Source organism: Burkholderia sp. BC1, assembly GCF_052683555.1.
In genome coordinates this window covers 158,631-170,682 of sequence record NZ_JBQYLP010000003.1, presented here as the reverse complement: position 1 = coordinate 170,682, position 12,052 = coordinate 158,631, and the positions used below count along the sequence as shown (strand labels likewise).

The window sequence follows — 12,052 nt, the reverse complement described above, 5'->3', positions numbered from 1 at the left end:
GAGCGACGCGATGTCCGATCCGAAACACGCTGCCGCGCCGGCTGCCGCCTCGTTCGAAACGCGCGATCCGGGCGACGCGTCGTTCTGGGACGAGCGTTTCGCGCGCGGGATGACGCCGTGGGAATTCGGCGGCGTGCCGGCCGGCTTTCGCGCATTCGCAAGCGCGCGGCCGCCGTGCGCGGTGCTGATTCCGGGCTGCGGCAGCGCCCGCGAAGCCGGCTGGCTTGCGCAGGCCGGCTGGCCGGTGCGTGCGCTCGATTTCTCCGCGCAGGCGGTGGCCGCTGCGAAGGCGCAGCTCGGCGCGCATGCGGACGTCGTCGAGCAGGCCGATTTCTTCGCGTACCGGCCGCCGTTCGACGTCCAGTGGATCTACGAGCGCGCGTTCCTGTGCGCGTTGCCGCCCGCGCGTCGCGCCGACTATGCGGCGACCATGGCCGCGCTGCTGCCCGCGCAAGGATTGCTCGCCGGCTACTTCTTCGTGGCCGACAAGCAGAAGGGCCCGCCGTTCGGCATCACGCGCGGCGAACTGGACGCGTTGCTCGGCGCGCATTTCGAGCTGATCGACGACGCGCCGGTGAGCGATTCGCTGCCGGTGTTCGAAGGGCACGAGCGCTGGCTCGCATGGCGCCGCCGCTGACGCGCATGCGTCGCGGCGGTTGCCGGAGCGCGCCGGGGTTTCGGCTATAATTCAAGGTTTTGCAAGCCGTTTCCAGTTTCTGCGGGAAAAATATCATGCCGATCTACGCCTATCGATGCGAAGCGTGCGGTTTCGCGAAGGACGTGCTCCAGAAGATGAGCGACGCGCCGCTGTCGCAGTGTCCGGAATGCGGGAAGGATGCTTTCCGCAAGCAGGTGACCGCCGCGGGCTTCCAGCTGAAGGGCTCGGGCTGGTATGTCACCGATTTTCGCGGCGGCTCGGGCGGCGCCAGCGCGCCGGCGACGGCCGCGTCGTCGGGCGACGCGGCGCCGGCCGCACCCGCTGCGGCCGCGCCGGCCGCCGAAAGCACGACGACGAGCGCCGCCGCCCCGGCCGCGGCGCCCGCCGCCGGCAGTTGACCGCCGCGGCCCGGCCGGGCCGCGCTCACTCCGCGCCGCCGGCGCGGTTCATTGACGGCAGATGATGAAAAAGACGACCCTGAAATCGGTGTTTCTGACCGGCCTGCTGGTTCTCGTCCCGCTCGCGATTACGCTGTGGGTGCTCGGCCTCATCATCGGCACGATGGACCAGACGCTGCTGCTGCTGCCGGAATCGTGGCAGCCCGAGCGCATGCTCGGCTTCCACCTGCCGGGGATCGGCGCGGTGCTGACGCTCGCGTTCGTGTTCGTCGTCGGGCTCGCGACGCAGAACTTCATCGGCCAGAAGCTCGTCACGTGGTGGAACGCCGTCGTGCGGCACATCCCGGTCGTCGGGCCGATCTACACGAGCGTCAAGCAGGTGTCGGACACGCTGCTGTCGAGCAGCGGCAACGCATTCCGCAAGGCGCTCTTGATCGAATACCCGCGCCGCGGCTCATATACGATCGCGTTTCTGACCGGCACGCCCGGCGGCGACGTGGTCAACCATCTGACGGAAGAGTACGTGAGCGTGTACGTGCCCACGACGCCGAACCCGACGTCGGGCTTCTTCCTGATGCTGCCGAAGAGCGAAGTCATCGAACTCGACATGTCGGTCGATGCCGCGCTCAAGTACATCGTCTCGATGGGTGTCGTGGCGCCGCCGGCGCCGGTTCCGGTGCCCGCCCGCCGTCCCGTCGAGCCGCCGCTGTAAGCCAAGAATCATCGCCCGGGCCGCGCGTTGCGGCGCCCGTTGATCAAACCGAACGAAAGCAAACATCATGTCGATGCGTACTGAATACTGCGGTCTCGTGACCGAACACCTGCTGGGCCAAACCGTGTCGCTGTGCGGCTGGGTGCAGCGCCGCCGCGATCACGGCGGTGTGATCTTCATCGACCTGCGCGATCGTGAAGGCCTGGTGCAGGTCGTGTGCGACCCGGATCGCGCCGAGATGTTCGCGACCGCCGAAGGCGTGCGCAACGAATTCTGCGTGCAGGTGAAGGGCCTCGTGCGCAACCGTCCGGAAGGCACGGTGAACGCGGGCCTGAAGAGCGGCAAGATCGAGGTGCTCTGCCACGAGCTGAACGTGCTGAACCCGTCGATCACGCCGCCGTTCCAGCTCGACGACGACAACCTGTCGGAAACGACGCGCCTCACGCACCGCGTGCTCGACCTGCGCCGCCCGCAGATGCAGCACAACCTGCGCCTGCGCTACCGCGTCGCGATCGAAGCGCGCAAGTACCTCGACGAGCAGGGCTTCATCGACATCGAAACGCCGATGCTGACGAAGAGCACGCCGGAAGGCGCGCGCGACTACCTCGTGCCGTCGCGCGTGAACGCGGGCCAGTTCTTCGCGCTGCCGCAGTCGCCGCAGCTGTTCAAGCAGCTGCTGATGGTCGCGAACTTCGACCGCTACTACCAGATCACGAAGTGCTTCCGTGACGAAGATCTGCGCGCCGATCGCCAGCCGGAATTCACGCAGATCGACTGCGAGACGTCGTTCCTCGGCGAGCAGGAAATCCGCGACCTGTTCGAGGACATGATCCGTCACATCTTCAAGACGACGATCGACGTCGAGCTCGATGCGAAATTCCCGGTGATGCCGTACTCGGAAGCGATGGCGCGCTTCGGCTCCGACAAGCCGGACCTGCGCGTGAAGCTCGAATTCACCGAGCTGACCGATGCGATGAAGGACGTCGACTTCAAGGTGTTCAGCACGCCGGCCAACGCGAAGGACGGCCGCGTCGCGGCGCTGCGCGTGCCGAAGGGCGCCGAGCTGTCGCGCGGCGACATCGACGGCTACACGGAATTCGTGCGCATCTACGGCGCGAAGGGTCTCGCGTGGATCAAGGTCAACGAGAAGGCGAAGGGTCGCGACGGCCTGCAGAGCCCGATCGTCAAGAACCTGCACGACGCGTCGATCGCCGCGATCCTCGAGCGCACGGGCGCGGAAGACGGCGACATCATCTTCTTCGCGGCCGATCGCGCGAAGGTCGTCAACGACAGCCTCGGCGCGTTGCGCCTGAAGATCGGTCATTCGGAGTTCGGCAAGGCGAACGGCCTCGTCGAGGCGGGCTGGAAGCCGCTGTGGGTCGTCGACTTCCCGATGTTCGAATACGACGACGAAGACGCACGCTACGTGGCCGCGCACCACCCGTTCACGAGCCCGAAGGACGAGCACCTCGAGTATCTCGAGAGCGATCCGGGCCGCTGCCTCGCGAAGGCATACGACATGGTGCTGAACGGCTGGGAAATCGGCGGCGGCTCGGTGCGTATCCACCGCGAGGACGTGCAGAGCAAGGTGTTCCGTGCGCTGAAGATCGGCGCGGAAGAAGCGCAGGCGAAGTTCGGCTTCCTGCTGGACGCGCTGCAATACGGCGCGCCGCCGCACGGCGGTATCGCGTTCGGTCTCGACCGCATCGTCACGATGATGGCCGGCGCCGATTCGATCCGCGACGTGATCGCGTTCCCGAAGACGCAGCGTGCGCAGGATCTGCTCACGCAGGCGCCGAGCCCGGTCGACGAGCGTCAGCTGCGCGAACTGCACATCCGTCTGCGTCAGCCGGAGCAGCCGGCATCGTAATGCGCGAACTGCATCGCGGCGTGTGCGGCCACGCGCACGCCGTCTGAAGAAAAAGGCGCCATCGTGCGCCTTTTTCGTTTTTTGCGGTACAGTCGCAGCACCTGCTGCGTGCTCGGCGACGATGCTCGCCCGACGCGCGGCCGCCTCGCGCCGTATGAAACAAAGATGACGAAGCCGCCGAAAATTCCCGAATCCGTTCTCGTCGTGATCTACACGCCCGAACTCGACGTGCTGGTGATCAAACGTGCCGATCAGCCCGATTTCTGGCAATCGGTGACCGGGTCGAAGGACACGCTCGACGAACCGCTCGCCGTCACGGCCGCGCGCGAGGTCGCGGAAGAGACGGGTATCGTGATCGGCACGGCCGACGTGCCGGCCGCGGCGCTCGTCGACTGGCAGCACCGGATCGAATACACCATCTATCCGCAATACCTGCACCGCTATGCGCCGGGCGTCACGCGCAACACCGAGCACTGGTTCGGGCTTTGCGTACCGCGCCGCGTCGACGTCACGCTGTCGCCGCGCGAGCACGTCGACTATGCGTGGCTGCCGTATCGCGACGCGGCCGCGCGCTGCTTCTCGCCGTCGAACGCCGACGCGATCCTGCAGCTTCCGGTGCGCGCGTCGCTCGTGCACCTGCCGCACGGCTCGTCCGCATGAATGCGGAAACCCGCAAGCGCTTCGCGCACTTGCGGCAGATGTTCCTGCAGGAGCGCGGCTCCGCGTCGCGGCTCGCGTTCACGACCGGCAACACGGTGCGCTTGTGCGAAGGCGGCGGCGAGTTCTTCCGCGCGCTGATCGACCGCATCGACGCCGCGCGCGAGCAGGTCATGCTCGAAACCTACATCTTCTGCGACGACGCGGCCGGCCGGCCGGTGTCCGACGCGTTGATCCGCGCCGCGCTGCGCGGCGTGCGCGTGCGCGTGATCACCGACGGCGTCGGCACCGCGCGCCTGCCGCTGTTCGATGCGTGGACCGAGGCCGGCATCGAGCACTGCATCTACAACCGCTATCTGTTCGGCCGTTTCGGTTTTTCGCGCACGCATCGCAAGCTTGCCGTGATCGACCGGTCGGCCGCGTTCTGCGGCGGCATCAACATCGTCGACGATTACGAGCAGAACGGTGCGCCGCTGCAGTATCCGCGCTGGGACTTCGCGCTCGAGCTCGCGGGGCCGGCCGTCGCCGACGTACGCGCGGCATTCGAGCTGCAGTGGCACCGCATCCAGTTCGGTCACAAGCCGTACGCGCAGTACGCGGCCGGGCTGCACGGCGGCGAGCCGTTCCCCGAGATGTTCCGGCGCTGGATTCGCAGCCACCGCTGGATCAAGGCCGGCGCGCTGCGCGTCGTGACCGAGCCGAGCGTCGCGTTCGTCGCGCGCGACAACGTCGTGAACCGGCGCACGATCGAGAAGGCGTATCTCGCGGCAATCGGCCGCGCGCGCCATCAGATCCGGCTCGCCAATCCGTATTTCATGCCGGGCCGCAAGCTGCGCCGCGCGCTGACGGGCGCCGCGCGGCGCGGCGTCGACGTGCGGATTCTGGTCGGCCGCAAGGAATTCGCGGCGCTCGACACGGCCGTGCCGTTCCTTTACCGCGCGCTGCTGCGCGCCGGCGTGCGCGTCGCCGAATACGACAAGACGATCCTGCACGGCAAGGTGGCGGTGATCGACGACAACTGGGCGACGGTCGGTTCGTCGAATCTGGACGCGCTGAGCCTGATGCTGAACAATGAGGCCAACGTGGTGCTCGTGCGCTACGACGCGGTCACGAACGAGCTGCGCGATGCGATCGAGGCGGCATTCGCGGACGGCCGCGAGATCGATCCCGCGTGGTACGCGGCGCGGCCGCTCGGCGAACGCTTGCTGAGCTGGCTCGCCTATACGACCTACCGGATCGTCATGAAGGCGCTGACGGTCGGCGGTTACGACTAGGCGGGCGCGGCGCGGTGCCGGCGCCGCGACGCGTCGGTCGCCGCTCGGCACGCGTCGTGCACGCGCATACCATTTCAAAACGTCCGCACGTTCGTGCGGAAAAGCCGCTCCGGCGCCGCCGGAATCGCGCAAAATAGCGGCTCGGTTAGACACCGGTTTCTAATAATTTCCTTGTTTCCGCGGGCGGTCGCACTCAATAATAGTACGGCCGTTCGATTTTATTTGAACCCCGAACGGTTACTGAAAAAGCTATGCGAAAAGGCGAACAGACGCGTGCCGCGATACTCGAAGCTGCTTTGGATCTTGCCAGCCGTGACGGGCTGGAAGGGCTGACGATCGGCCTGCTGGCCGAGCGCATGCAGATGAGCAAGAGCGGCGTGTTTGCGCACTTCGGATCGCGCGAGGACCTGCAGGTCGAGGTCGTGCGCGAGTATCACCATCGTTTCGAGAACGAGGTGTTCTTTCCGAGCCTGCGCGAACCGCGCGGTCTGCCGCGTCTGCGGGCGATGCTGGCGCGCTGGATCGAGAAGCGCATCCAGGAGGTGACGACGGGATGCATCTACATCAGCGGCGCCGTCGAATATGACGACCGGCCGGACAGCCCGGTGCGCGAGCAGTTGATCGCGAGCGTGACGGCCTGGCGTGCCGCGTTGCTGCGTGCCATTTCGCAGGCGAAGGAAGAAGGCCATCTGCGTGCGGATTCCGATCCGGACCTGATGCTCTTCGAGTTGTACAGCTTCACGCTCGGCCTGCATCACGACGCGCGCTTCCTGCATTTGCCGGACGCGGTGCGTCTCACGTGGGCCGCGCTGGAAAAGACGATCGTTTCGTATCAGAGCGAGAGTCGCTAGCGGCGCGCGATCCGCCCGCCCGGCGCTCGAGCCGTTTGCCCACATTTGGAGAGAGTCATGGGACAGTACGCCGCGCCGCTGCGCGACATGCAATTCGTGTTGCACGAGCTTCTGAACGTCGAGGCCGAGCTCAAGCAGATGCCCAAGCATGCGGATCTCGATGCCGACACGATCAACCAGGTCCTCGAAGAGGCGGGCAAGTTCTGCGCCGAGGTGCTGTTCCCGCTGAACCAGGTCGGCGACCGTGAGGGCTGCAAGTACGTCGGCGACGGCGTCGTGACGACGCCGACCGGCTTCAAGGAAGCCTATCGCCAGTACGTCGAGGCCGGCTGGCCGGCGCTCGGCTGCGACCCCGAGTACGGCGGCCAGGGGCTGCCCGCGTTCGTGAACAACGCGCTGTACGAAATGCTGAACTCGGCGAACCAGGCATGGACCATGTATCCGGGCCTGTCGCACGGCGCCTACGAATGCCTGCACGCGCACGGCTCGCCGGAACTGCAGCAGGCCTATCTGCCGAAGCTCGTGTCGGGCGAATGGACCGGCACGATGTGCCTGACCGAGCCGCACTGCGGCACCGACCTCGGCATTCTGCGCACGAAGGCCGAACCGAACGGCGACGGCTCGTATTCGATCACCGGCACGAAGATCTTCATCTCGAGCGGCGAGCACGACATGGCGTCGAACATCGTCCACCTCGTGCTCGCGCGCCTGCCGGACGCACCGCAGGGCACGAAGGGGATCTCGCTGTTCATCGTCCCGAAGTTCATCCCCGATGCATCGGGCGAGCCGGGCGAGCGCAACGGCATCAAGTGCGGCTCGATCGAGCACAAGATGGGCATCCACGGCAACGCGACCTGCGTGATGAACCTCGACAACGCGAAGGGCTGGATGGTCGGCGAGCCGAACAAGGGCCTCAACGCGATGTTCGTGATGATGAACGCCGCGCGTCTCGGCGTCGGCATGCAGGGTCTCGGCCTGACCGAAGTCGCTTACCAGAACTCGCTCGCCTACGCGAAGGAGCGTCTGCAGATGCGCTCGCTGACGGGCCCGAAGGCACCGGACAAGCCGGCCGATCCGATCATCGTGCATCCGGACGTGCGCCGCATGCTGCTGACGCAGAAGGCCTATGCGGAAGGCGCGCGCGCGTTCACGTACTGGTCGGCGCTGCAGATCGACAAGGAGCTGTCGCACGCCGACGAAGCGGTGCGCAAGGAAGCGGCCGATCTCGTCGCGCTGCTCACGCCGATCATCAAGGCGTTCCTGACCGACAACGCGTTCGAGTCGACCAACCATGCGATGCAGATCTACGGCGGCCACGGCTTCATCTCCGAGTGGGGCATGGAGCAGTACGTGCGCGATGCGCGGATCAACATGATCTACGAGGGCACGAACTCGATCCAGTCGCTCGACCTGCTCGGCCGCAAGGTGCTCGGCGACATGGGCGCGAAGCTGAAGAAGTTCGGCAAGATCGTGTCGGACTTCGTCGAAGCCGAAGGCGTGAAGCCGGAGATGGCCGAGTTCGTCAACCCGCTCGCGGACATCGGCGAGAAGGTGCAGAAGCTGACGATGGAAATCGGCATGAAGGCGATGCAGAACCCGGACGAAGTCGGCGCCGCGGCCGTGCCGTACCTGCGCACGGTCGGCCATCTGGTGTTCTCGTACTTCTGGGCGCGCATGGCGCGCATCGCGCTCGACAATGAAGCGTCCGGCGATCCGTTCTACAAGTCGAAGCTGGCGACGGCACGCTTCTACTTCGCGCGCCTGCTGCCTGAAACGGCCGCGACGATCCGCGCTGCGCGCGCCGGTTCGAAGACGCTGATGGAAGTCGACGAATCGCTGTTCTGACGCGACGCCGGGCGGCGCGCGACCTGCGCCGCCCGGCCGCAACGGTTCCTGGTACTCGTTTCGCCGTGCAGCCGTTCCGATTCGCGCTGCACGACACTATCGGAGACATCCCGTGAGCAATTTCCTGATTCGCAAGGTGGCCGTGCTGGGCGCCGGCGTGATGGGCGCGCAGATCGCCGCGCATCTCGTCAACGCGCGCGTGCCCGTGCTGCTGTTCGACCTGCCGGCCAAGGAAGGCCCGAAAAACGCGATCGCGCTGAAGGCGATCGAGAATCTGAAGAAGCTGTCGCCCGCGCCGTTCGGCGTGAAGGACGACGCGAAATACCTCGAAGCCGCGAACTACGACGACGACATCGCGAAGCTCGCCGAGTGCGACGTCGTGATCGAGGCGATCGCCGAGCGGATGGACTGGAAGCACGACCTCTACAAGAAGGTCGCGCCGCACATCGGCCCGAACGCGATCTTCGCGACGAACACCTCGGGCCTGTCGATCACGAAGCTGTCCGAAGGGTTTTCGGACGAACTGAAGGCGCGCTTCTGCGGCGTGCACTTCTTCAATCCGCCGCGCTACATGCACCTCGTCGAGCTGATCCCGACCGCGCATACGCGTCCGGAGATTCTCGACCAGCTCGAGACGTTCCTGACGAGCGTCGTCGGCAAGGGCGTCGTGCGCGCGAAGGATACGCCGAACTTCATCGCGAACCGCGTCGGCATCTTCTCGATCCTCGCCGTGATCACGGAAGCCGCGAAGTTCGGCCTGCGTTTCGACGAAGTCGACGATCTGACGGGCAGCCGCCTCGGTCGCGCGAAGTCGGCGACGTTCCGCACCGCGGACGTGGTCGGCCTCGACACGATGGCGCACGTAATCAAGACGATGCAGGACAACCTCGCCGACGATCCGTTCTTCCCGGTCTACCAGACGCCGGCCGTACTCGCCGAGCTCGTGAAGCAGGGCGCGCTCGGCCAGAAGACGGGCGCCGGCTTCTACAAGAAGGAAGGCAAGGCGATCAAGGTGCTCGACGCGAAGACGGGCAGCTACGTCGATTCGGGCGCGAAGGCCGACGAAACGGTCGCGCGCATCCTGAAGCGTCCGCCGGCCGAGCGGCTGAAGCTGCTGCGCGAAACGAACCATCCGCATGCGCAGTTCCTCTGGTCGATCTTCCGCGACGTGTTCCACTACATCGGCGTGCATCTCGAGTCGATCGCCGACAACGCGCGCGACGTCGACCTCGCGATCCGCTGGGGCTTCGGCTGGAACGAAGGCCCGTTCGAAGGCTGGCAGGCGGCCGGCTGGAAGCAGGTGGCCGAGTGGGTGCAGGACGACATCGCGGCCGGCAAGGCGCTCGCCAACGTGCCGCTGCCCGCATGGGTGCTCGAAGGGCCGGTCGCGGAGAAGGGCGGCGTGCACACGGCCGAAGGCTCGTGGGTGCCGGCGTTGAAGCGCTTCGTGCCGCGTTCGGATCTGCCGGTGTATCGCAAGCAGGTGTTCCGCGCGCCGCTGCTTGGCGAAGCCGGCGCCGATCCGAAGACGTACGGCAAGACGCTGTTCGAGACCGACTCGGTGCGTGCGTGGGTCGACGATCGCGCGGGCGAGGACGACGTCGTGATCGTCTCGTTCAAGTCGAAGATGAACACGATCGGCCCGGGCGTGATCGACGGCCTCGTGCAGGCGATCGAACTCGCCGAGAAGGACTACAAGGGCGTCGTGATCTGGCAGCCGACCTCGCTGAAGCTCGGTACGCCGGGCGGCCCGTTCTCGGCCGGCGCGAACCTCGAAGAGGCGATGCCCGCCTTCATGATGGGCGGTGCGAAGGGCATCGAGCCGTTCGTGAAGAAGTTCCAGGAAGGCATGCTGCGCGTGAAGTACGCGAACGTGCCGGTCGTCGCGGCCGTGTCGGGCATCGCGCTCGGCGGCGGGTGCGAGCTGATGCTGCACAGCGCGAAGCGCGTCGTGCACGTCGAGAGCTACATCGGCCTCGTCGAAGTGGGCGTCGGCCTCGTGCCGGCCGGCGGCGGGCTGAAGGAAGCGGCACTGCGCGCGGCGGACGCCGCCGCGGCCGCGAACGCCACCACCGACCTGCTGAAGTTCGTGACGAAGTCGTTCGAGAACGCCGCGATGGCGAAGGTGTCGTCGTCCGCGCACGATGCACGCGCGATGGGCTACGTGAAGCCGTCCGACACGATCGTCTTCAACGTGTTCGAACTGCTCGACACCGCGAAGAAGGAAGCGCGTGCGCTCGCCGACACCGGCTATCGTGCGCCGCTGCGTGCGAAGGACGTGCCGGTCGCGGGCCGCTCGGCGATCGCGACGATCAAGGCGCAGCTCGTGAACATGCGCGACGGGCGCTTCATCAGCGACCACGACTTCCTGATCGCGAGCCGCATCGCGGAAGCGGTGTGCGGCGGCGACGTCGAGGTGGGCAGCCTCGTCGACGAGGAATGGCTGCTGGCGCTCGAGCGTCGTGCGTTCGTCGAGCTGCTCGGCACGCAGAAGACGCAGGAACGGATCATGGGCATGTTGCAGACCGGCAAGCCGGTGCGTAACTGAGCGAGCGATAAGGCAAGGAGTTTCAAATGAGCAAACAACTGCAAGACGCATACATCGTCGCCGCCAGCCGCACGCCGATCGGCAAGGCCCCGCGCGGCGTCTTCAAGAACACGCGTCCGGACGAGCTGCTGGTGCACGCGATCAAGTCGACGGTCGCACAGGTGCCGGGCTTCGACACGAAGCTGATCGAGGACGCGATCATCGGTTGCGCGATTCCGGAAGCGGAGCAGGGCCTGAACGTCGCGCGCATGGGCGCGCTGCTCGCGGGCCTGCCGCAAACGGTCGGCGGCGTCACGGTCAACCGCTTCTGCGCATCGGGCATCACCGCACTGGCGATGGCGGCCGACCGCATTCGCGTCGGCGAATCGGACGCGCTGCTCGCCGGCGGCTGCGAATCGATGAGCATGGTGCCGATGATGGGCAACAAGCCGTCGATGTCGCCGCACATCTTCGATCGCAACGAAGACATCGGCATCGCGTACGGGATGGGTCTGACGGCCGAACGCGTGGCCGACCAGTGGAAGGTAAGCCGCGAAGACCAGGACGCGTTCTCGGTCGAGTCGCACCGCAAGGCGCTCGCTGCGCAGCAGGCCGGCGAGTTCGCGGACGAAATCGCGCCGTACACGATCACCGAGCGCTTCCCGAATCTCGCGAGCGGCGAGATCGACGTGAAGACGCGCGAGATCGCGCTCGACGAAGGCCCGCGTGCCGATACGTCGCTCGAAGGCCTCGCGAAGCTGCGCGCGGTGTTCGCGAACAAGGGTTCGGTCACGGCCGGCAACAGCTCGCAGACGTCGGACGGCGCGGGCGCGCTGCTCGTCGTCTCGGAGAAGGTGCTCAAGCAATTCAACCTGACGCCGCTCGCGCGCTTCGCGAGCTTCGCGGTGCGCGGCGTGCCGCCGGAAATCATGGGCATCGGGCCGAAGGAAGCGATTCCGGCCGCGCTGAAGGCCGCGGGCCTGAAGCAGGACGATCTCGACTGGATCGAGCTGAACGAGGCATTTGCCGCGCAGTCGCTCGCCGTGATCCGCGATCTCGGCCTCGATCCGTCGAAGGTGAACCCGCTCGGCGGCGCGATCGCGCTCGGCCACCCGCTCGGCGCGACCGGCGCGATTCGCGCGGCGACCGTTGTGCACGGGCTGCGTCGCCGCAACCTGAAGTACGGGATGGTCACGATGTGCGTCGGCACCGGCATGGGCGCGGCGGGCATCATCGAACGCCTGTAAGCGGGACGCGACG

10 protein-coding genes are annotated in these 12,052 nt (G+C 66.6%); all 10 read left to right on the top strand.

The features are described from left to right. Positions 1 to 10: 10 nt before the first annotated feature. The 10 genes from ACSHSS_RS03030 to ACSHSS_RS02985 all read left to right on the top strand — a co-directional run bounded on the left by ACSHSS_RS03030 (position 11) and on the right by ACSHSS_RS02985 (position 12,039). Positions 11 to 637, top strand: coding sequence for an SAM-dependent methyltransferase (locus ACSHSS_RS03030; protein WP_445544560.1), 627 nt, complete (start codon positions 11 to 13; stop codon positions 635 to 637). A gap of 95 nt (positions 638 to 732) precedes the next feature. Beyond that, positions 733 to 1,056 carry an FmdB family zinc ribbon protein gene (locus ACSHSS_RS03025; RefSeq protein ID WP_006406567.1) on the top strand — a complete coding sequence of 108 codons (324 nt, stop codon included), beginning with the start codon at positions 733 to 735 and terminating at the stop codon, positions 1,054 to 1,056. Positions 1,057 to 1,117: 61 nt separating this feature from the next. Further along, the gene (locus ACSHSS_RS03020) at positions 1,118 to 1,768 is read left to right on the top strand and encodes a DUF502 domain-containing protein (RefSeq protein ID WP_006398306.1); all 651 of its coding nucleotides are present in this window, start codon (positions 1,118 to 1,120) and stop codon (positions 1,766 to 1,768) included. A 67-nt stretch (positions 1,769 to 1,835) separates the two neighbouring features. Beyond that, positions 1,836 to 3,638, top strand: coding sequence for an aspartate--tRNA ligase (gene aspS, locus ACSHSS_RS03015; protein ID WP_006398307.1), 1,803 nt, complete (start codon positions 1,836 to 1,838; stop codon positions 3,636 to 3,638). Between the two features lie 165 nt (positions 3,639 to 3,803). Continuing rightward, the gene (gene nudB / locus ACSHSS_RS03010) at positions 3,804 to 4,298 is read left to right on the top strand and encodes a dihydroneopterin triphosphate diphosphatase (protein WP_012212731.1); all 495 of its coding nucleotides are present in this window, start codon (positions 3,804 to 3,806) and stop codon (positions 4,296 to 4,298) included. After that, entirely contained in the window at positions 4,295 to 5,569 is a 1,275-nt protein-coding gene (locus ACSHSS_RS03005; protein ID WP_445544559.1) for a phospholipase D-like domain-containing protein, read from the top strand. Before nudB ends, ACSHSS_RS03005 begins: the two co-directional genes overlap by 4 nt. Positions 5,570 to 5,820: 251 nt before the next feature. Continuing rightward, positions 5,821 to 6,420 carry a TetR/AcrR family transcriptional regulator gene (locus ACSHSS_RS03000; RefSeq protein ID WP_006398311.1) on the top strand — a complete coding sequence of 200 codons (600 nt, stop codon included), beginning with the start codon at positions 5,821 to 5,823 and terminating at the stop codon, positions 6,418 to 6,420. Between the two features lie 57 nt (positions 6,421 to 6,477). Continuing rightward, positions 6,478 to 8,265 (top strand): acyl-CoA dehydrogenase C-terminal domain-containing protein, encoded by a 1,788-nt coding sequence (locus ACSHSS_RS02995; RefSeq protein WP_105853747.1) that lies wholly within the window; start codon positions 6,478 to 6,480, stop codon positions 8,263 to 8,265. A 112-nt stretch (positions 8,266 to 8,377) separates the two neighbouring features. Further along, a complete protein-coding gene (locus ACSHSS_RS02990) occupies positions 8,378 to 10,813 on the top strand; it encodes a 3-hydroxyacyl-CoA dehydrogenase/enoyl-CoA hydratase family protein (protein ID WP_445544558.1) in 2,436 nt (811 codons plus the stop codon). Positions 10,814 to 10,839: 26 nt separating this feature from the next. Further along, positions 10,840 to 12,039, top strand: coding sequence for an acetyl-CoA C-acyltransferase (locus ACSHSS_RS02985; protein ID WP_445544557.1), 1,200 nt, complete (start codon positions 10,840 to 10,842; stop codon positions 12,037 to 12,039). Positions 12,040 to 12,052: the final 13 nt, after the last annotated feature.

What these genes read in the sequence shown, in the direction of transcription:
- ACSHSS_RS03030 (WP_445544560.1), top strand. Translation starts at nt 11, where the DNA reads ATGTCCGATCCGAAACACGCTGCCGCGCCGGCTGCCGCCTCGTTCGAA.
- ACSHSS_RS03025 (WP_006406567.1), top strand. Translation starts at nt 733, where the DNA reads ATGCCGATCTACGCCTATCGATGCGAAGCGTGCGGTTTCGCGAAGGAC.
- ACSHSS_RS03020 (WP_006398306.1), top strand. Translation starts at nt 1,118, where the DNA reads ATGATGAAAAAGACGACCCTGAAATCGGTGTTTCTGACCGGCCTGCTG.
- aspS (WP_006398307.1), top strand. Translation starts at nt 1,836, where the DNA reads ATGTCGATGCGTACTGAATACTGCGGTCTCGTGACCGAACACCTGCTG.
- nudB (WP_012212731.1), top strand. Translation starts at nt 3,804, where the DNA reads ATGACGAAGCCGCCGAAAATTCCCGAATCCGTTCTCGTCGTGATCTAC.
- ACSHSS_RS03005 (WP_445544559.1), top strand. Translation starts at nt 4,295, where the DNA reads ATGAATGCGGAAACCCGCAAGCGCTTCGCGCACTTGCGGCAGATGTTC.
- ACSHSS_RS03000 (WP_006398311.1), top strand. Translation starts at nt 5,821, where the DNA reads ATGCGAAAAGGCGAACAGACGCGTGCCGCGATACTCGAAGCTGCTTTG.
- ACSHSS_RS02995 (WP_105853747.1), top strand. Translation starts at nt 6,478, where the DNA reads ATGGGACAGTACGCCGCGCCGCTGCGCGACATGCAATTCGTGTTGCAC.
- ACSHSS_RS02985 (WP_445544557.1), top strand. Translation starts at nt 10,840, where the DNA reads ATGAGCAAACAACTGCAAGACGCATACATCGTCGCCGCCAGCCGCACG.